19 protein-coding genes and 1 pseudogene are annotated in these 19,852 nt (G+C 58.9%); 15 read left to right on the top strand and 5 right to left on the bottom strand.

The window, feature by feature from the left end:
- Positions 1-18 precede the first annotated feature (18 nt).
- Together purL and RYB09_RS05820 are read left to right on the top strand one after the other, a co-directional pair.
- Positions 19-3,915, top strand: coding sequence for a phosphoribosylformylglycinamidine synthase (gene purL, locus RYB09_RS05825; RefSeq protein WP_316887634.1), 3,897 nt, complete (start codon positions 19-21; stop codon positions 3,913-3,915).
- Between the two features lie 5 nt (positions 3,916-3,920).
- Positions 3,921-4,232, top strand: coding sequence for a YqfO family protein (locus RYB09_RS05820; protein ID WP_316887633.1), 312 nt, complete (start codon positions 3,921-3,923; stop codon positions 4,230-4,232).
- Positions 4,233-4,347: 115 nt separating this feature from the next.
- Here RYB09_RS05820 and RYB09_RS05815 read toward each other — a convergent pair.
- Positions 4,348-4,770, bottom strand: a pseudogene (locus RYB09_RS05815) (L,D-transpeptidase family protein); the annotation flags it as partial.
- Positions 4,771-4,974: 204 nt separating this feature from the next.
- Positions 4,975-5,526 carry an NUDIX hydrolase gene (locus RYB09_RS05810; RefSeq protein ID WP_058399620.1) on the bottom strand — a complete coding sequence of 184 codons (552 nt, stop codon included), beginning with the start codon at positions 5,524-5,526 and terminating at the stop codon, positions 4,975-4,977.
- 150 nt (positions 5,527-5,676) lie between these two features.
- Between RYB09_RS05810 and RYB09_RS05805 the strand changes: the two genes are divergently transcribed.
- From RYB09_RS05805 to purT, 5 genes are all read left to right on the top strand, one after another.
- Positions 5,677-6,279, top strand: coding sequence for a CoA pyrophosphatase (locus tag RYB09_RS05805; RefSeq protein WP_316887632.1), 603 nt, complete (start codon positions 5,677-5,679; stop codon positions 6,277-6,279).
- A gap of 85 nt (positions 6,280-6,364) precedes the next feature.
- Positions 6,365-6,889, top strand: a complete 525-nt coding sequence (locus RYB09_RS05800; RefSeq protein ID WP_316887631.1) for a gamma carbonic anhydrase family protein — start codon at positions 6,365-6,367, stop codon at positions 6,887-6,889.
- On the top strand, positions 6,889-7,107 hold the full coding sequence (locus tag RYB09_RS05795; RefSeq protein WP_122259228.1) for a DUF1289 domain-containing protein: 219 nt from the start codon (positions 6,889-6,891) through the stop codon (positions 7,105-7,107). Before RYB09_RS05800 ends, RYB09_RS05795 begins: the two co-directional genes overlap by 1 nt.
- Positions 7,108-7,305: 198 nt before the next feature.
- On the top strand, positions 7,306-7,773 hold the full coding sequence (locus tag RYB09_RS05790) for a preQ0 transporter (protein ID WP_004666056.1): 468 nt from the start codon (positions 7,306-7,308) through the stop codon (positions 7,771-7,773).
- 103 nt (positions 7,774-7,876) lie between these two features.
- Positions 7,877-9,058, top strand: a complete 1,182-nt coding sequence (gene purT, locus RYB09_RS05785; RefSeq protein ID WP_058407377.1) for a formate-dependent phosphoribosylglycinamide formyltransferase — start codon at positions 7,877-7,879, stop codon at positions 9,056-9,058.
- Positions 9,059-9,114: 56 nt separating this feature from the next.
- On the opposite strand, the gene RYB09_RS05780 is transcribed toward purT, so the two are convergent.
- From RYB09_RS05780 to RYB09_RS05770, 3 genes are all read right to left on the bottom strand, one after another.
- The gene (locus RYB09_RS05780) at positions 9,115-10,425 is read right to left on the bottom strand and encodes an MFS transporter (protein WP_122280211.1); all 1,311 of its coding nucleotides are present in this window, start codon (positions 10,423-10,425) and stop codon (positions 9,115-9,117) included.
- Between the two features lie 149 nt (positions 10,426-10,574).
- Positions 10,575-11,822 (bottom strand): CNNM domain-containing protein, encoded by a 1,248-nt coding sequence (locus tag RYB09_RS05775; RefSeq protein ID WP_005743378.1) that lies wholly within the window; start codon positions 11,820-11,822, stop codon positions 10,575-10,577.
- Positions 11,823-11,834: 12 nt separating this feature from the next.
- Positions 11,835-12,647 carry an inner membrane protein YpjD gene (locus RYB09_RS05770; protein ID WP_002552519.1) on the bottom strand — a complete coding sequence of 271 codons (813 nt, stop codon included), beginning with the start codon at positions 12,645-12,647 and terminating at the stop codon, positions 11,835-11,837.
- A gap of 213 nt (positions 12,648-12,860) precedes the next feature.
- Between RYB09_RS05770 and ffh the strand changes: the two genes are divergently transcribed.
- The 8 genes from ffh to RYB09_RS05730 all read left to right on the top strand — a co-directional run bounded on the left by ffh (position 12,861) and on the right by RYB09_RS05730 (position 19,775).
- A complete protein-coding gene (ffh, locus tag RYB09_RS05765; RefSeq protein WP_002552520.1) occupies positions 12,861-14,237 on the top strand; it encodes a signal recognition particle protein in 1,377 nt (458 codons plus the stop codon).
- Positions 14,238-14,484: 247 nt separating this feature from the next.
- Positions 14,485-14,742, top strand: coding sequence for a 30S ribosomal protein S16 (rpsP, locus tag RYB09_RS05760; RefSeq protein WP_002552521.1), 258 nt, complete (start codon positions 14,485-14,487; stop codon positions 14,740-14,742).
- A gap of 5 nt (positions 14,743-14,747) precedes the next feature.
- Entirely contained in the window at positions 14,748-15,287 is a 540-nt protein-coding gene (rimM, locus tag RYB09_RS05755; RefSeq protein ID WP_002552522.1) for a ribosome maturation factor RimM, read from the top strand.
- Positions 15,288-15,292: 5 nt separating this feature from the next.
- Positions 15,293-16,045 (top strand): tRNA (guanosine(37)-N1)-methyltransferase TrmD, encoded by a 753-nt coding sequence (gene trmD, locus RYB09_RS05750; RefSeq protein WP_002552523.1) that lies wholly within the window; start codon positions 15,293-15,295, stop codon positions 16,043-16,045.
- A 44-nt stretch (positions 16,046-16,089) separates the two neighbouring features.
- Positions 16,090-16,440, top strand: a complete 351-nt coding sequence (gene rplS / locus RYB09_RS05745) for a 50S ribosomal protein L19 (protein WP_002552524.1) — start codon at positions 16,090-16,092, stop codon at positions 16,438-16,440.
- Between the two features lie 102 nt (positions 16,441-16,542).
- The gene (gene xerD / locus RYB09_RS05740; RefSeq protein ID WP_057411794.1) at positions 16,543-17,439 is read left to right on the top strand and encodes a site-specific tyrosine recombinase XerD; all 897 of its coding nucleotides are present in this window, start codon (positions 16,543-16,545) and stop codon (positions 17,437-17,439) included.
- 145 nt (positions 17,440-17,584) lie between these two features.
- Positions 17,585-18,325 carry a bifunctional protein-disulfide isomerase/oxidoreductase DsbC gene (gene dsbC / locus RYB09_RS05735; protein ID WP_002552526.1) on the top strand — a complete coding sequence of 247 codons (741 nt, stop codon included), beginning with the start codon at positions 17,585-17,587 and terminating at the stop codon, positions 18,323-18,325.
- A 145-nt stretch (positions 18,326-18,470) separates the two neighbouring features.
- Positions 18,471-19,775 carry a homoserine dehydrogenase gene (locus tag RYB09_RS05730; protein ID WP_002552527.1) on the top strand — a complete coding sequence of 435 codons (1,305 nt, stop codon included), beginning with the start codon at positions 18,471-18,473 and terminating at the stop codon, positions 19,773-19,775.
- The last annotated feature ends 77 nt before the right edge of the window (positions 19,776-19,852 follow it).

The following is a 19,852-nucleotide window of genomic DNA, read 5'->3' as shown; positions in this document are numbered from 1 at the left end:
CTCGAGGCTGTCCCGAAGATGTTGATCCTGCGCGGTGCTCCTGCCCTTTCTGCCTTCCGCCACAGCAAATTACTAGAACAACTGAAACAAAAAGTTTCAGCTGTCAGTGGCTTGTACGCCGAATTCGCCCACTTCGCGGACGTCAACGACGTTCTGACCAGCGAAGAACAGCAGGTTCTCGATCGTCTCCTGAAATACGGCCCCAGCGTGCCGGTTCAAGAGCCGAGCGGCCGTCTGTTTCTGGTGTTGCCGCGTTTTGGCACCATTTCACCCTGGTCGAGCAAGGCCAGCGACATCGCCCGCAATTGCGGCCTGACGAAAATCCAGCGTATCGAGCGCGGGATTGCCTTCTATGTAGAAGGCCAGTTCAGTGAGGCCCAGGCTCAGGCAATCGCCGACAGCCTGCACGACCGCATGACGCAACTGGTGTTGGGCGATCACGAGCAAGCCGCCAGCCTGTTCAGCCACGCCCAGCCCAAGCCGCTGACCGCGGTGGACATTCTGGGTGGCGGCCGTGCGGCGCTGGAAAAAGCCAACGTCGAACTGGGTCTGGCCCTCGCTGAAGATGAAATCGATTACCTGATCACCAGCTTCAACGGTCTCGGGCGCAACCCGCACGACATCGAGCTGATGATGTTTGCCCAGGCAAACTCCGAGCACTGCCGTCACAAGATCTTCAACGCCAGTTGGGATATCGACGGCCAGAGCCAGGAAAAAAGCCTGTTCGGCATGATCAAGAACACCTATCAGATGCACAGCGAAGGCGTGCTGTCCGCGTACAAGGACAACGCTTCGGTGATCGTCGGCAACGTTGCCGGCCGTTTCTTCCCGGACCCGGAAACCCGTCAGTACGGCGCGGTGCAGGAGCCGGTGCATATTCTGATGAAGGTCGAAACTCACAACCACCCGACCGCCATTGCACCGTTTCCTGGTGCAGCGACCGGTTCCGGCGGCGAGATTCGCGACGAAGGTGCAACCGGTCGCGGTGCCAAGCCCAAGGCGGGGCTGACCGGTTTCACCGTGTCCAACCTGCAGATTCCCGGTTTCGTGCAGCCTTGGGAAGTGCCATACGGCAAGCCCGAGCGCATCGTCACCGCGCTGGACATCATGATTGAAGGCCCGCTGGGTGGCGCGGCGTTCAACAACGAGTTCGGCCGTCCGGCGCTGACCGGCTACTTCCGTACCTTTGAGCAGTCGATTGCCACGCCACATGGCGACGAAGTTCGTGGTTATCACAAGCCGATCATGCTGGCTGGCGGCATGGGCAACATCCGCGAAGATCACGTCCAGAAGGGCGAGATCACAGTGGGTTCCAAGCTGATCGTGCTGGGTGGCCCGGCAATGCTGATCGGCCTGGGCGGCGGCGCAGCGTCCTCGATGGCGACCGGTACAAGTTCTGCCGATCTGGATTTCGCTTCGGTTCAGCGTGAAAACCCAGAGATGGAGCGTCGCTGTCAGGAAGTGATCGACCGCTGCTGGCAGCTGGGCGACCGTAACCCGATCAGCTTCATCCATGACGTCGGTGCCGGTGGTCTGTCCAACGCCTTCCCCGAACTGGTCAACGATGGCGATCGCGGTGGACGTTTCGAACTGCGCAACGTGCCCAACGACGAGCCGGGCATGGCCCCGCTGGAAATCTGGAGCAACGAATCCCAGGAGCGTTACGTGCTGGCCGTCGGCGTCGAAGATTTCGAGCGTTTCAAGGCCATCTGCGAGCGCGAGCGCTGCCCGTTTGCGGTTGTCGGCGAAGCCACGGCAGAGCCGCAACTGACCGTCACTGACAGCCATTTCGGTAACAGTCCGGTAGACATGCCGCTGGAAGTGTTGCTGGGCAAGGCGCCGCGCATGCACCGTTCGGTCGAGCGCGAAGCCGAGATCGGCGATGATTTCGACCCGAGCACGCTGGATATCGAAGAAAGCGTGCAACGCGTACTGCGTCACCCGGCAGTTGCCAGCAAAAGCTTCCTGATCACCATTGGTGACCGCAGCATTACCGGTCTGGTCGCTCGCGATCAGATGGTCGGTCCATGGCAGGTGCCTGTGGCTGACTGCGCCGTGACTGCGACCAGCTTCGACGTCAACACCGGCGAAGCCATGGCGATGGGCGAGCGCACGCCGCTGGCTCTTCTGGATGCTCCGGCTTCGGGCCGCATGGCGATTGGCGAGACGCTGACCAACATTGCGGCCTCTCGTATTGAAAAGCTGTCTGACATCAAACTGTCGGCCAACTGGATGTCGGCTGCTGGCCACCCCGGCGAAGACGCGCGTCTTTATGACACCGTGAAAGCAGTGGGCATGGAGCTGTGTCCGGAGCTGGGTATTACCATTCCGGTGGGCAAGGACTCGATGTCCATGAAAACCCGCTGGAGCGACGAAGGCACTGAAAAGAGCGTGACTTCGCCGCTGTCGTTGATCGTGACCGGCTTCGCGCCAGTGGTCGATATTCGTCAGACCCTGACGCCCGAGCTGCGCATGGACAAAGGCATCACTGACCTGATCCTGATCGATCTGGGCCGTGGCCAGAACCGCATGGGCGCGTCGATTCTCGCCCAGACTCACGGCAAGCTGGGTCGTGTCGCACCAGACGTCGATGACGCTGAAGACCTCAAGGCCTTCTTCGCCGTGATTCAGGGCCTCAATTCAGACGGTCATATCCTGTCCTATCACGACCGTTCCGACGGTGGTCTGCTGGTCAGCACGCTGGAAATGGCCTTTGCCGGTCACTGCGGCCTGAACCTGCACCTCGACGGTCTGGCCGACAACGTTTCCGAGCTGAGCGCGATCCTGTTCAACGAAGAGCTGGGCGCGGTCATTCAGGTGCGTCAGGACGCGACTCCGCTGGTGCTGGCGCAATTCAGCGCGGCCGGTCTGGAAGATTGCGTTGCGGTGATCGGTCAGCCGATCAACAACGACGAAGTCTCGATCAGTTTCCACGGCGAGCCGGTCTTCAGCGGCCAGCGTCGTCTGCTGCAACGTCAGTGGGCCGAGACCAGCTACCAGATCCAGCGCCTGCGTGACAACGCCGAATGCGCGGATCAGGAATTCGATGCGCTGCTGGAAGAGGACAATCCGGGCCTGACCGTCAAACTGGGCTTCGACGTTAACGAAGACATCGCTGCGCCGTACATCAAGACGGGCGTCCGCCCTCAGGTTGCCGTGCTGCGCGAGCAGGGTGTCAACGGTCAGGTCGAGATGGCGGCAGCCTTTGATCGCGCAGGCTTCAACGCGATTGACGTGCACATGAGCGACATCCTTGCCGGTCGCGTCGACCTGAACGACTTCAAGGGCATGGTTGCCTGTGGCGGCTTCTCCTATGGCGACGTGCTGGGCGCCGGTGAAGGCTGGGCCAAGTCGGCACTGTTCAACAGCCGCGCCCGCGATGCGTTCCAGGGCTTCTTCGAGCGTGCCGACAGCTTCACGCTGGGCGTGTGCAACGGTTGCCAGATGCTGTCCAACCTGCACGAGCTGATTCCGGGCAGCGAGTTCTGGCCACATTTCGTGCGTAACCGCTCCGAGCAGTTCGAAGCGCGTGTGGCCATGGTCCAGGTTCAGGAGTCGGCATCGATCTTCCTGCAAGGCATGGCCGGTTCGCGCATGCCAATCGCCATCGCTCACGGTGAAGGTCACGCAGAGTTCCGCAATGACGACGCGCTGCTTGAAGCGGATGTGTCCGGTACTGTGGCACTGCGCTTTGTCGATAACCACGGCAAGGTCACCGAAACCTACCCGGCCAACCCGAACGGCTCGCCGCGCGGTATCGGCGGCATGACCACCCTGGACGGTCGCGTGACGATCATGATGCCGCACCCGGAACGTGTGTTCCGCGCAGTGCAGAACTCGTGGCGTCCCGAGGACTGGAACGAGGACGCTGCCTGGATGCGCATGTTCCGCAACGCGCGGGCCTGGGTTAACTAAGGCGCGTGTACAAGCTCGCCTTCTTCGTTCCGCCGAGCCATGTGGACGAGGTCAAGAACGCCGTATTCGCTGCTGGTGCAGGGCGAATCGGCGCTTACGATCACTGCTCATGGCAAGTGCTCGGCCAGGGCCAGTTCCGCCCGCTGGATGGCAGTCAGCCATTTGTCGGGCAGAGTGGAGTGGTCGAATCAGTGGAGGAATGGAAGGTCGAGCTGGTCGTGGCTGATGATCTGATTCGGCAAGTAGTGGTGGCTCTCAAGCAGAGCCATCCCTGCGAAACGCCTGCTTACGAAGTATGGCGGCTGGCAGAGTTCTGAAGTTGGACGCAGAGCGTCCGGAAATGCGTCCCCATGCTGGCGCGTGGGGACGATAACTATCGTTCAGAGCGTCTCGTGGGAGCGAGCTTGCTCGCGAATGCGCAAAGCCGCCTATTCAAGGCCGAATCTCGATCATCGTCCCGTCTTTCACCAGATCCCATATCTCCCGCATGTCGTTGTTCTTCAGCGCGATGCAGCCGTTGGTCCAGTCCAGCGTGTGGAAGTACCATTCCGGGTACTCTTCATCCACCGGCGTGCCGTGAATCATGATCATGCTGCCCGGTTTCACGCCTTCGCGACGTGCCCGTGCCGAGTCCGAAATGTTCGGGTAGGAAATGTGCATCGACAGGTTGTAGTTATTGCTGGGCTTGCGCCAGTCGAGCCAGTAGAAACCTTCCGGCGTGCGTTGGTCGCCTTCCTGCAGCTTGGTGCCCTTGGGGTTCTTGCCCAAAGAGATTCGATAGGTCTTCAGGGCCTCGCCACCGCTGATCAGTTGCAACTGGCGAACCGACTTGAGCACCAGCACCTTGTCGATCGGTTTGCTGGCAATACTCTCGGTATTGATGACTTTATTGTTGATGATTTTCTGTTCGCTGCCCTTGGGCACGATGGTCTGGGTAAACGCAGCCTGCGAAAGCGGTACGAATGACATACAAAAGAAGGCGAACAACCAGCGCATTACGATTTCCCTGAAGATGCTTCTTTCTATAAAAAGCGCCGATATTGTGTGCGACCCTGACTTTCAGGTGTCCAGCAACGGACGTGACGGGGGAAGGGCGCTGGTATGAACCGGGTAAACCTGCCTACGCCGATCCGCGAAGAAGTATTCTAGGGTACGCCCGACTGTCATGAAAGCCAGGTCCGACCACGGAATGTCGGCTTCGTCGAATAACTGCACTTCCAGACTCTCGATTCCTGCGGCGAATGAGTCAGTAGCCATTTCTGCCCGATAGAACACATGCACCTGATTGATGTGCGGAACGTCGATCAAAGTGTATAGATGCAGGTCGGTCAGAGTGGCGCAGGCTTCCTCGATGGTTTCACGCCGCGCGGCTTGTTCGATGGTTTCGCCGTTCTCCATGAAACCGGCCGGTAACGTCCAGAAACCCAGGCGCGGCTCTATGGCCCTGCGGCACAGCAGGACCTTGTCGCCCAGCGTCACCAGGCAGCCCGCCACGATGTTCGGATTCTGGTAATGAATGGTGTGGCAATGCTCGCAGACATACCGCAATCGGCTGTCGCCTTCGGGAATACGCTGGATAACGGGGTTGCCGCACTGGCTGCAAAATTTCATGGGGTCAGTCGATAGTGAACGCAGTCGCTATCTTGGCCTGTCGTGCTGCGGCTCGGCAACCCTCTGTGTGACAGGAGTTGCCTTGCGAGGGGTTGGGCGCAACCTCGCTTTGGTGCATGATGCCAGACAGGCAACAGATCGAGATTTCCCATGCTGGATGAGCTACTTCGCCGTGTAGTCAATCATACGCCCGAAACCCTCGACTCGGATCGACGATTCCCCGAGGCGGCTGTTCTGGTGCCTGTCACCCGCAGTGAACAACCCGAGCTGATTCTGACCCTGCGTGCCAGTGGCCTGTCGACGCATGGTGGCGAAGTGGCTTTTCCGGGTGGTCGACGCGATCCAGGCGACCCGGACCTGATTTTTACTGCCCTGCGCGAAGCCGAGGAAGAAATCGGCCTGCCTCCCGGGCTGGTCGAAGTAGTCGGCCCGTTAAGCCCGCTCATCTCCAAACATGGCATTAAAGTCACGCCGTATGTCGGTGTCATACCTGACTTTGTCGAATACCAGCCCAATGACGACGAGATCGCGGCGGTGTTCAGCGTACCGCTGGAGTTCTTCCGTCAGGACACTCGTGAGCACACGCACCGCATCGATTACGAAGGCCGCAGTTGGTACGTGCCCAGTTACCGTTACGGCGGGTACAAGATCTGGGGGCTTACCGCGATCATGATCGTCGAGCTGGTCAATGTGCTGTACGACACCAAAATCAGTCTGCATCATCCGCCCGAACGCTCGACCACCTTAACCTGAGTGGCCTGCAGCAGAAGTGCTGTCCACAGAAAGTGCTTTTCATAACAATCCGTACCCATGAGTACGACCCGCCTGAGGAAGCTGCATGAAATATCGCCTGGGGGAATCCCGTGTCCAGACCGACCCGCAGAGCTGGGTTGCTCCCAATGCAGTGTTGATCGGCAATGTCAGGCTGGAAGCCGGGGCAAGTGTGTGGTTCAACGCGGTGTTGCGTGGCGACAATGAGCTGATCCATATCGGTGAAAACAGTAACGTGCAGGATGGTACGGTAATGCACACCGACATGGGCTCGCCCCTGAGCATCGGCAAGAGCGTGACCATTGGGCATAACGCGATGTTGCATGGTTGTAGTGTTGACGATTACAGCCTGATCGGTATCAATGCGGTCATACTCAATGGGGCGAAGATTGGTAAATACTGCATCATCGGCGCCAATTCGCTGATCGGAGAAAACAAGGTCATTCCCGACGGGTCGCTGGTCATGGGGTCACCGGGCAAAGTAGTGCGCGAACTCGCCGACGTGCAGAAGAAAATGCTGGAAGCCAGCGCCGCCCATTACGTACACAATGCCCAGCGTTACGCCCGTGACCTGGTTGTGCAGGAAGAGTGATGAGCACTGATACCCCGATTGAAAAGCCGGTCCGTTCTCCCTGCGTGAGCATTTGTGCGCTCGATGAGCAGGATATATGCACCGGTTGCCAGCGAACCGTGAACGAGATCACCCGGTGGAGCCGGATGAGCAACGACGAGCGCCGTGTTGTGCTCGGGCTGTGCGACGAGCGCGCCAGGGCCAGCGGGTTGATGTGGACGGTGGGCGGGGCAGGCTGATCAGTGCTTGACGCTCTGCGTCGCAAGAGGACGCAGAGCGTCCGGAACGGCATGCGACGCAGAGCGCCGCACGATAGTCGGGTTGATCGTTCCGCACGCTCCAGCGTGGGAATGCAGTTCTCGACGCTCTGCGTCGTACGATAGTTGAGGCTCGTTGAGCTATCATTGCCATCCGTTTCCCCAAGCGTATAACCCTCCATGCTTTTCCTGATCGCTTACATCGGCAGTGTCGTGCTGATCAACTTCGCCTTCTCCAGTGCGCCGCATCTGGACATCATCTGGTCTGCCTGGGGCGGGCTGGTGTTTGTGCTGCGCGATATGGTGCAGATTCGCTTTGGTCATGGCGCGATCATCGCCATGCTGGTGGCGCTGGTGCTTTCCTACGTCACCAGCGATCCGACCATTGCCCTGGCCAGCGCCACTGCGTTCGCGGTCTCCGAGTGCATTGACTGGCTGGTGTTCAGTATCACCAGACGCCCGTTGCGTGACCGGTTATGGATCAGCTCGGCACTCAGCATCCCGCTGGATACCTTTATCTTCTTCGGCATGATCGACGCCCTGACTGCACCGGTTGTGCTCACCGCACTGGCATCGAAGTTCGCCGGCGTGACCCTGGTCTGGATGATCATGGCCTGGCGAGCGCGCAACAATGCTTGTCCGGGCTGAGCGCCCATTTGCCGGGGCTTCGTGGTAAATTGCGCGCCTTTCTCCACAGCGGTTGCTTGCATAAGGCAGGCAGCCCTCGATATCTGCTTCACGAGGACCTGAGATGACTCAAATCGGAACTCCACTGTCGCCCACCGCGACTCGCGTACTGTTCTGCGGCAGCGGCGAACTGGGCAAGGAAGTCGTGATCGAGCTGCAGCGCCTTGGCGTTGAAGTGATCGCTGTTGACCGTTATGAGAACGCGCCCGCGATGCAGGTTGCTCATCGCAGCCATGTGATCAACATGCTCGACGGTGCTGCGTTGCGTGCAGTCATCGAGGCCGAGAAGCCGGATTTCATCGTTCCGGAAATCGAAGCCATCGCCACCGCAACCCTGGTTGAGCTTGAGGCCGAAGGCTTTACTGTGATTCCGACCGCGCGCGCCGCGCAACTGACCATGAACCGCGAAGGCATTCGTCGTCTGGCGGCCGAAGAGCTGAAGCTGCCAACTTCGCCTTACCACTTTGCCGACACCTTCGAGGACTACAGCAAGGCGGTCGAAGACCTCGGTTTCCCTTGCGTGGTCAAGCCGGTCATGAGTTCGTCGGGCAAAGGGCAGAGCCTGCTCAAGAGCGCTGATGACGTGCAGAAAGCCTGGGATTACGCGCAGGAAGGCGGTCGCGCTGGCAAGGGCCGCGTCATCGTCGAGGGTTTCATCGACTTCGATTACGAAATCACCCTGCTGACCGTGCGTCACATCGGTGGCACCACGTTCTGCGCGCCGGTTGGGCATCGTCAGGAAAAGGGCGACTATCAGGAATCCTGGCAGCCGCAGGCCATGAGCCCGGTAGCGTTGGCAGAGTCCGAGCGTGTTGCAAGGGCGGTGACCGAGGCATTGGGTGGCCGTGGCATGTTCGGCGTCGAGCTGTTCATCAAGGGCGATCAAGTGTGGTTCAGCGAAGTCTCGCCGCGCCCGCACGACACCGGTCTGGTCACCCTGATTTCTCAGGACCTGTCGCAGTTTGCCCTGCACGCTCGCGCGATTCTCGGCCTGCCGATCCCGTTGATCCGCCAGTTCGGGCCATCTGCTTCCGCAGTGATTCTGGTCGAAGGCCAGTCCACTCAGACCGCTTTCGCCAACCTCGGCGCGGCGCTGGCCGAGCCTGACACCGCGTTGCGCCTGTTCGGCAAACCGGAAGTCAACGGTCAACGCCGCATGGGCGTTGCCCTGGCTCGCGATGAGTCCATCGAAGCCGCGCGGGCCAAAGCGACCCGAGCATCGCAAGCGGTAGACGTAAAGTTGTAAGGGTGCAGCTGCAAGCTACAAGCAGGAGTGTGGTGCTCTTGCTTGCAGCTTGAGGCTTATAGCTCCCTATCCCGAGTTTCCTTCAGGCTCAACACCGCCAGCACGCTGATCAGCGCAGCTGCAGATACATACCCGCCCACCCAGCTCAAGCCGCCCATCGCCACCAGTTTCTGGGCGAAGAAGGGTGCAACCGAAGCGCCGACGATTCCGCCCAGGTTGTACGCCGCCGATGCGCCTGTGTAGCGAACCTGTGTCGGGAACAGCTCCGGCAGCAGTGCGCCCATGGGGGCAAACGTGATGCCCATCAGAAACAGCTCTATACACAGAAACAACGCCACAGCCCAGGTGCTGCCGTGGGTTAACAGTGGTTCCATGGTGAAACCTGACAGAATCGCCAGCACGCCGCCAACAATCAGTACCGGCTTGCGCCCGAAGCGGTCGCTTGCCAGCGCAGCCAATGGGGTGGCAGCCGCCATGAACAGCACCGCAAAGCACAGCAGCCCCAGAAACGTTTCACGGGTATAGCCCAGCGTGGCCACACCGTAACTCAATGAAAACACCGTCGAGATATAAAACAGCGCATAACAGACGACCATCGACGCTGCACCAAGCAGCATTGGCCTCCAGTGCTGGCTGAAGGTTTCCACGATCGGCAGGCTGACGCGTTGGTGACGGGCCATGGCCTTGGCGAAGATCGGAGTTTCCTCCAGCTTCAGGCGCACGTACAGCCCGACCATGACCAGCACGGCGCTGAGCAGAAACGGGATTCGCCAGCCCCACGAGCGGAATTGCTCATCGGTGAGCGTCATGGCCAGTGCCAGAAACAGGCCATTGGCGGCCAGAAAACCGATTGAAGGTCCCAACTGCGGAAACATGCCGAACCAGGCTCGCTTGCCTTTCGGGGCGTTTTCGGTCGCCAGTAGCGCAGCGCCACCCCATTCCCCACCCAGGCCAAGCCCCTGACCAAATCGCAGGACACACAGCAGGATCGGTGCCCACGCGCCAATGGTCGCGTAACCAGGCAATACGCCGATCAGCGTGGTGCAGATACCCATCAACAGCAACGACGCCACCAGGGTCGATTTACGCCCGATCCGGTCGCCAAAATGACCGAACAGCGCCGACCCGAGGGGGCGGGCGAGAAACGCGATACCGAAGGTCAGAAATGAAGACAGCATCTGTGCCGTGCCTGAGGTCTGCGGAAAAAACACAGGACCTATCACCAGGGCGGCGGCAGTGGCGTAAACGTAAAAGTCGTAGAACTCGATAGCTGTGCCGATGAAGCTGGCTGTGGCGACGCGGGTCGCCGAATTCACCGGTTTTACGGGCGCGGCATTATCTTCGCGAGAGAGCGGGGTGCTGGTCATGCAGATTCCCTGACTGTCGACTCGCCGGGCGGCAAGGACCGTGCTCCGGCAAGCATTCATTATTGTGATTGTGGGTAAAGCGTCGAGCAGAGTAACCCGAATGGGGCGAGAGGCAAGGGTGTCGCCGGGATCTATTTGAAGGCAGAAATCTATTTGAAGGTGCGAACGAGGGTGTTCTGCCACATGGCCACGCGCTTGACGCGATTGTCTTCGGTCTCGAGAATTTCAAGCCGGTAAGGCCCTATTTTCAGGCAGACCGGAGCCTCTGGAATGGTTTCCAGTGCTTCGGTAACCAACCCGTTAACGGTTTTCGGACCATCTGAAGGCAGGTGCCAGCCAAGGCTTTTATTGAGTTCGCGAATGGACGCAGCACCTTCCACCTCAAGGCGTCCGTCTTCCTGTTGCTTGACGTGGGGATTGTCCAGTCGCTGCTCGCTTTCGAACTCGCCGACGATTTCTTCAAGAATGTCTTCAAGGGTGACGATACCCAGCACTTCCCCGTACTCATCAACCACCACGCCGAGGCGGCGCTGCTGTTTGTGGAAATTCAGCAGTTGCAACTGCAACGGAGTGCTTTCCGGAACGAAATAAGGCTCGTAGCAGACTGCCAGCAACTGCTCTTTGGTCAGTGTGCCTTTGGGCAGCAGGTGGCTGATGTCGCGTGTATTGATGACGCCTTGGACCTGATTTATGTCGTTGTGATAGACCGGCAGGCGCGTGTGACGTGAAATGATCAGGCGCTCGATGATCAGCTCCATCGGATCATCAAGGTTGACGCCATCCACCTCGTTGCGCGGTATCAGGATGTCATTGACCGTTATGCTGTCCAGTGCCCGTATGCCCGACAGCACACTGGCACGCGGATAATGCTCGTGAACAATGTCGTGGCGGTTGGTTTTCTGCACATCGTCTTCAAAGTTCTGCTCCTGTTGCTGCACGTGGCGTGACAAAAACGGGCGCAGCAGCGTCTTGGCGAGCACGTTGAACACGTAGGCCAGCGGCCAGACGATCTTCATTGGAATGCGCAGTACGCCATTGCCCAGTAGCAGTGTCGAGACAGGGTGACGGTTCGCCAGGCGGCGCGGTATGTATTCGGCGAACACCAGCATGACGCTCACGGTGCCCAGCCATGCCACGGTCGGGCCGTTGTAGAGCCAGTAATTGGCAGCAATCAGTGTTGCGATTACGGTGATCAACACCCTGATCAGCGTATTGCCCAGGATCAGGCTGTTCAGGTTGAACGCCAGCTCGGGAAGCGGCGCAGCCTTGTCCGAGCGGCTGGCGGCGCGCATTGCCTTGAGTTGATGGTGCGCGGCTTCGACTGACGTCAGCAGACCAGCCCAGAGCATAAGGAGGGCGAGGACGCCAAGCAGTGGGCCAAGGGGCAGATTATCCATGATCAGGGCCCGTCAGATGTGCAGGATGAATTCGCGTACCAGCTTGCTGCCAAAGTAGGCGAGCATCAGCAGGCAGAAGCCGCCCAGGGTCCAGCGAATGGCTTTGTGGCCTCGCCATCCAAGGCGATTGCGCCCCCACAGCAGTACGCTGAACACGACCCAGGCCAGGCAAGCCAGCAGGGTCTTGTGCACCAGATGCTGGGCAAACAGGTTTTCAACGAACAGCCAGCCGGAAATCAGCGACAGTGAAAGCAGTGTCCAGCCAGCCCAGAGAAAGCCGAACAAAAGGCTTTCCATGGTTTGCAGCGGCGGGAAGTTCTTGATCAGTCCGGAAGGGTGCTTGTGCTTGAGCCGGTAGTCCTGCAACAGCAGCAGCAACGCCTGGAATACGGCAATGGTGAACATCCCGTAAGCCAGCAGCGACAGCAGGATATGGCTCAGGATGCCGGGTTCTTCCATGATCGGCTGTACGGTGCCGCTGGGGGCGAACTGGGCGAGCAGCACGGTGACCATTCCCAATGGGAACAGCAGCACCAGCAGGTTTTCCACCGGAATGCGTGACGTGGCGATCAGGGTCACAACGATCACTGACGCGGCGATAAGGCTGGCCGAGTTGAAAAAGTCCAGACCCAGGCCGACGGAATGCGTCAGTTGGGAAAACAGACCGATGGCGTGTGCGATCACCGCCAGCGTACCGAGCAGGCAAAGCAGCCGCTTGTCGGGCTTGACGGCCTGGCTCAGGCGCAGGCTCTGATAGACGGTCGCAGCGGCGTACAGAACGGCGGCGGCGAGGCTGGGAAGCAGGCTGGGTGGCAAAGGGGACATAGATCCTGATGGACGGGCCTGAAAAGACGTTGAGTTTGGCATAGAACCGGCAAATCACGAAAGACCACAGAAGCAGACTGCGTGGTGTCCGTGCGGCGGAGTCTTCGCTATAATCCGCGACCTGCTCAAGCCGCAGGCTCGCCGAGCGCCATTTCTGCATTACGGGCCGGGCCGCATCAACCGGGGTTCGACGAGAGCCTGAAAGGATCGCGCATGTTTGAAAACCTGACTGACCGCCTCTCGCAGACGCTGCGCCATGTTACTGGCAAGGCCAAGCTGAACGAGGACAACATCAAAGATACCTTGCGCGAAGTGCGTATGGCGTTGCTTGAAGCCGACGTCGCCTTGCCGGTGGTCAAAGACTTCGTCAACAACGTCAAGGAGCGCGCCGTCGGCACCGAGGTGTCGCGCAGCCTGACACCAGGCCAGGCGTTCGTGAAGATCGTCCAGGCCGAACTCGAAAGCCTGATGGGCGCTGCCAACGAAGATCTGGTGCTCAATGTCACGCCGCCTGCCGTCATCCTCATGGCGGGCCTGCAGGGTGCGGGCAAGACCACTACCGCCGGCAAGCTGGCGCGCTTCCTTAAAGAGCGCAAGAAGAAAACCGTGATGGTGGTGTCGGTCGACGTCTACCGTCCTGCCGCCATCAAGCAGCTCGAAACCCTGGCCAACGACATCGGTGTGACGTTCTTCGCCTCCGATATCAGCCAGAAGCCGGTCGACATCGCCTTGGCGGCCATTAAAGAAGCCAAGCTCAAGTTTATTGACGTAGTTATCGTCGATACCGCCGGTCGTCTGCACGTCGATGTCGAGATGATGGGCGAGATTCAGGCGCTGCATGCTGCGACCAAGCCAGCTGAAACGCTGTTCGTGGTCGATGCCATGACCGGTCAGGATGCGGCCAACACCGCCAAGGCCTTCGGCGATGCACTGCCGCTGACCGGTGTGATCCTCACCAAGGTCGACGGTGATGCTCGCGGTGGTGCGGCCCTGTCGGTGCGTGCAATTACCGGCAAGCCGATCAAGTTCATCGGTATGGGCGAGAAGAGCGAGGCGCTGGAGCCTTTCCACCCTGACCGTATCGCGTCGCGAATCCTTGGCATGGGCGATGTGCTCAGCCTTATCGAGCAGGCTGAACAGACCCTCGATAAGGATAAAGCCGACAAACTGGCGAAAAAGCTCAAGAAAGGCAAAGGCTTCGATCTCGAAGACTTCCGCGATCAGTTGCAGCAGATGAAAAACATGGGCGGCCTTGGCGGTCTCATGGACAAGCTGCCAAGCATCGGCGGCGTCAATCTTGCGCAGATGGGCAATGCCCAGGGCGCGGCCGAGAAGCAGTTCAAGCAGATGGAAGCCATCATCAACTCGATGACGCCTGGCGAACGCCGTGACCCGGACCTTATCAGCGGCTCGCGCAAGCGCCGTATTGCAATGGGCTCGGGTACCCAGGTGCAGGACATCGGGCGTCTGATCAAGCAGCACAAACAGATGCAGAAGATGATGAAGAAGTTCTCCGCCAAGGGCGGAATGGCAAAAATGATGCGCGGCATGGGCGGAATGCTCCCTGGCGGCGGCATGCCAAAAATGTAATTGCGTCGCGTGCAAGCTTCTTTGCACGCGTCCCACGCGGGGGGCGACCCCCGGTCAGCCCGCGTTATGCGGGCTTTTACCTGCTGTCATACCGACAGCTCCCTCGCAAATCTGGAAGGCATGCCGATAGGCGCCGGAAAAAGACATTTGCAAAAGTCGGGATATTCCTTAGAATATGCGGCCTTTCGGGCACCTATGCCCGCTGTGCATCTTAGATTTGCAGCACCGACTACAGGAACGATGTTCAATGCTAACCATCCGTCTTGCCCTTGGCGGCTCCAAAAAGCGCCCGTTTTACCACTTGACCGTAACCGACAGCCGCAACGCTCGTGACGGTTCCCACAAGGAACAGGTTGGTTTCTTCAACCCGGTTGCCCGTGGTCAGGAAATCCGTCTGTCCGTTAACGAAGAACGCGTCAACTACTGGTTGAGCGTTGGTGCACAAACTTCCGAGCGCGTTGCCCAGCTGCTCAAAGAGCACAACAAGACCAAGGCCGCGGCCTGAGTCTTATGAACGCGACGCCTGCATCTGCCGACGATCTGATCGTCATTGGCAAGATTTACTCGGTTCATGGCGTTCGCGGCGAAGTGAAGGTCTTTTCCTTTACTGATCCGATTGGAAACCTGTTGGACTACAAAACCTGGACGCTTCGGCGCGAAGGCAGCGTTGAGAAACAGGTGGAGCTGGTCAGCGGACGCTTGCAAAGCAAGTTTCTGGTCGCAAAGCTCAAAGGTCTCGATGATCGTGAAGAAGCTCGTCTTCTCTCCGGTTACGAAATCTGCGTGCCGCGTAACCTGTTCCCTGATCTGGACGATGGCGAGTACTACTGGTACCAGCTTGAAGGCCTCAAGGTCATCGACCAACTCGGGCAACTGCTCGGGAAAATCGATCACCTGCTCGAAACCGGTTCGAACGATGTAATGGTTGTAAAGCCCTGCGCGGGTAGCCTGGATGATCGTGAACGCCTGTTGCCCTATACGGAGCAATGCGTGTTGGCAATCGATATGGCTGCTGGCGAGATGAAGGTGGATTGGGACGCGGACTTCTGAATGCCATGGCAAGCCTGCGCATAGAAGTCATCAGTCTGTTTCCCGAGATGTTTTCCGCCATCAGCGAATACGGCATTACCAGCCGTGCGGTGAAACAAGGGCTGTTGCAGCTGACTTGTTGGAATCCGCGGGATTACACCACTGATCGCCATCACACTGTGGATGATCGCCCATTTGGCGGTGGTCCGGGCATGGTGATGAAGATCAAGCCCCTTGAAGATGCTCTGGTTCAGGCCAGGCAAGCGGCAGGGGATGCGGCGAAGGTTATTTACCTGTCGCCACAAGGCCGCCAGCTGAATCAGTCTGCGGTACGCGAACTGGCGCAGGAGGAAGCGATTATCCTCATCGCCGGTCGTTATGAAGGCATTGACGAGCGTTTTATTGATGCTCATGTCGATGAAGAGTGGTCGATTGGTGACTATGTTCTTTCCGGTGGCGAGCTGCCGGCTATGGTCCTGATTGACGCGGTTACGCGGCTGCTGCCTGGAGCTTTAGGGCATGTGGACTCCGCGGAGGAAGATTCCTTCACGGACGGTCTGCTGGATTGCCCGCACTACACCCGACCTGAGGTGTATGCGGATCAGCGTGTTCCCGACGTGTTGCTAAGTGGCAATCACGCGCACATCCGGCGTTGGCGTTTACAGCAGTCCCTTGGGCGGACCTATGAACGACGCGCTGATCTTCTGGAAAGCCGCTCGCTTTCTGGAGAAGAGAAGAAGCTGCTGGCGGAATACATCCGCGAGCGGGACGATAGTTAACGTATCGATGGTCGATCCATACGGATTACCTTAGGAGCACCAGCATGACTAACAAAATCATTCTTGCCCTCGAAGCAGAGCAGATGACCAAAGAGATCCCTACCTTTGCACCAGGCGACACCATCGTCGTTCAGGTTAAAGTGAAGGAAGGCGACCGCGCTCGTCTGCAAGCATTCGAAGGCGTTGTAATTGCCAAGCGTAACCGTGGCGTGAACAGTGCTTTCACTGTTCGTAAAATCTCCAACGGTGTTGGCGTTGAGCGTACTTTCCAGACTTATAGCCCGCAAATCGACAGCATGGCTGTGAAACGTCGCGGTGACGTTCGCAAGGCCAAACTGTACTACCTGCGTGACCTGTCCGGTAAAGCAGCGCGCATCAAGGAAAAACTGTCCTGATACAGTTTTTCGATGCATAAAAAAGGCAGCCTTCGGGCTGCCTTTTTGCTATCTGATGTTTGAAAATTCGTCTTCGGCGTATCACGCACATACTGAGTTGAAATGGCTGCCATCGACCACCCGCTGATTGACCGGTTTCTGGATGCGCTCTGGCTTGAAAAGGGGCTGTCCGATAACACCCGCGATTCCTACCGCAGCGACCTGGCGCTGTTCAACGGCTGGCTGCAGGAGCGCAACGTTGATCTGCCCAGTGCCGGACGCGAGGTCATCCTCGATCATCTTGCGTGGCGCGTTGAAAATGCCTACAAACCGCGCTCTACAGCGCGCTTTTTATCCGGTGCCCGAGGCTTCTATCGTTACCTGCTGCGTGAAAAGCTCATCACGCTCGATCCAACTCTGCAGATCGATATGCCTCAGTTGGGCAAGCCATTGCCCAAGTCACTCTCCGAAGCCGACGTCGAAGCGCTGCTGGCAGCACCCGACCTGAGTGAGGCCATCGGCGAGCGTGACCGTGCCATGCTGGAAGTGCTGTATGCCTGCGGTCTGCGGGTGACCGAACTGATCAGCCTGACACTGGAGCAGGTCAACCTGCGCCAGGGTGTGCTGCGGGTGATGGGTAAAGGCAGCAAGGAACGGCTGGTACCCATGGGCGAAGAGGCCATCGTCTGGGTAGAGCGCTACCTGCGCGGTGCCCGCGACGAGCTACTGGGCGGGAAACCCAGCGACGTACTGTTCCCCAGCACCCGCGGCGACCAGATGACCCGTCAGACCTTCTGGCACCGTATCAAGCATCAAGCAACGGTTGCGGGCATCGGCAAATCCTTGTCACCGCACACCCTGCGCCATGCCTTTGCCACACATCTGCTCAATCACGGCGCTGACTTGCGGGTGGTGCAGATGTTGCTGGGGCACAGCGATCTTTCGACGACCCAGATCTACACCCATGTGGCGCGCGCGCGGTTGCAGGAGATGCATGCCAAGCACCATCCACGCGGTTGACTCACGACGTATTTTGCGAAGCTTCTTACGTCGCTCCGAGTCGGCCCCGCGAGCCTTATGTGGTAGGCTTTGCCGGTTTCGCATATCAAGGCTGGCGCGCCTTTTTTCGACCGCCGCCAGTCTGCCCGTCGTCATAGGAGTTTCCATGCGTTTGCCCCAGATTTTCGCTGCCGCCGCTTTACTGCTGGCCGGCACATTCAGTATGTCTGCCCTGGCTGATGCTGCCCCTGATCAGGCCATCCGCAAGACCCTCGATTCGCTGGAATTGCAGTTGCCGGTCGAGAGCATCTCGCCGAGCCCGCTCAATGGCCTTTATGAAGTGAAGCTCAAGGGCGGTCGCGTGCTTTACGCCAGCGCCGACGGCCAGTTCGTGGTTCAGGGCTACCTGTTTCAGGTGCAGAACGGCAAGCCGGTCAACCTGACCGAGAAGACCGAGCGACTGGCCATTGCCAAGACCATCAATGCCATTCCGCTTTCCGAAATGGTGATCTACCCGGCGGTGGGCGAGACCAAATCGCACATCACGGTATTCACCGACACTACCTGCCCTTATTGCCACAAACTGCACGAAGAAGTCGGGCAGTTGAACAAAATGGGCGTTGAAGTCCGTTACATGGCATTCCCGCGCCAGGGCCTGGGTTCTCCGGGTGACGAGCAGTTGCAGGCCGTGTGGTGTTCCAAGGACCGTAAAAGTGCCATGGACCGCATGGTAGACGGCAAGGACATCAAGGCCGCCAAGTGCGACAATCCGGTGAGCAAGCAATATGAGCTGGGTCAGTCGATCGGCGTCAACGGCACCCCGGCGATTGTCCTCGCCGACGGTCAGGTGATTCCGGGCTATCAGCCTGCTGCTCAGGTTGCCAAACTGGCAATGGGCGCCAAATAACGCTTTGTCACATCAGCATGCTTCATATAAGCATGCGCTACACGAGGCTGTGCTTTTGGCGCCTCTTCACATTTGTAGCCGCATGGCAACGTGCGGCGGATTTCACGGCTGATCAAGCATCGGCTGTCTTTCGGGGAGTTCATCAGTGAAACCGGTCAAAGTAGGCATATGTGGGCTGGGTACTGTCGGTGGCGGTACCTTCAACGTACTTCAGCGTAACGCCGAGGAGATCGCCCGCCGTGCCGGGCGAGGAATCGAAGTTGCGCAAATTGCGGTTCGTACACCAAACCCCAACTGCCAGATTGCCGGTACGCCTACTACCAGTGATGTGTTTGCCGTTGCGACCAACCCTGAAATCGACATCGTTGTTGAACTGATCGGTGGTTACACCATCGCCCGTGATCTGGTGCTCAAGGCCATCGAGCATGGCAAGCACGTAGTGACCGCCAACAAGGCGCTGATCGCAGTTCACGGCAACGAGATTTTCGCCAAGGCACGTGAAAAGGGTGTAATCGTAGCCTTTGAGGCGGCTGTCGCTGGCGGCATCCCGGTCATCAAGGCCATCCGTGAGGGGCTGTCTGCAAACCGTATCAATTGGGTTGCAGGCATTATCAACGGCACTGGCAACTTCATCCTCACCGAAATGCGCGAGAAGGGCCGTACCTTTCCGGACGTTCTGGCCGAAGCCCAGGCGCTGGGTTATGCCGAGGCCGATCCGACCTTCGACGTTGAGGGTATCGATGCAGCGCACAAGCTGACCATTCTGGCCTCCATTGCCTTCGGCATCCCGCTGCAGTTCGACAAGGCCTACACCGAAGGCATCACCAAACTGACCACCGCCGACGTGAATTACGCCGAGGCGCTGGGCTATCGCATCAAGCACCTGGGCGTTGCACGCAGCACGGCCCAGGGTATCGAACTTCGCGTACACCCGACGCTGATCCCGGCCGATCGTCTTATTGCCAACGTCAACGGCGTGATGAACGCGGTGATGGTCAATGGCGATGCGTCCGGCTCGACGCTGTTCTACGGTGCCGGTGCCGGTATGGAGCCTACGGCTTCCTCCGTGGTGGCCGATCTGGTGGACGTGGTGCGGGCAATGACCTCCGACCCGGAAAACCGCGTGCCGCATCTGGCCTTCCAGCCCGATTCGCTGTCCGCGCACCCGATTCTGCCGATCGAAGCCTGTGAAAGCGCCTACTACCTGCGCATCCAGGCCAAGGATCACCCGGGCGTGCTGGCCCAGGTGGCGAGCATCCTGTCCGAGCGCGGTATCAACATAGAGTCGATCATGCAAAAGGAAGTCGAAGAGCACGATGGCCTGGTGCCGATGATCCTGTTGACGCACCGTGTTGTGGAGCAGCGCATCAATGACGCCATTCAGGCCCTGGAAGCTCTTCAGGACGTGGTTGGCCCGGTGGTTCGTATTCGCGTAGAACATCTTAATTAACATCAGCTGCGAGCCGTCAGCTGCAAGCTCAAAGTCAGACGCCAGTCGTTTTGAGCTTGAGGCTTGAGGCTTTCAGC

The organism is Pseudomonas syringae group sp. J254-4 (genome assembly GCF_032586855.1).
GTDB classification, from domain to species: Bacteria; Pseudomonadota; Gammaproteobacteria; order Pseudomonadales; family Pseudomonadaceae; genus Aquipseudomonas; species Aquipseudomonas amygdali.
Note: the sequence above shows the minus strand (reverse complement) of the source record. Positions and strands in the feature narration are given on the sequence as shown.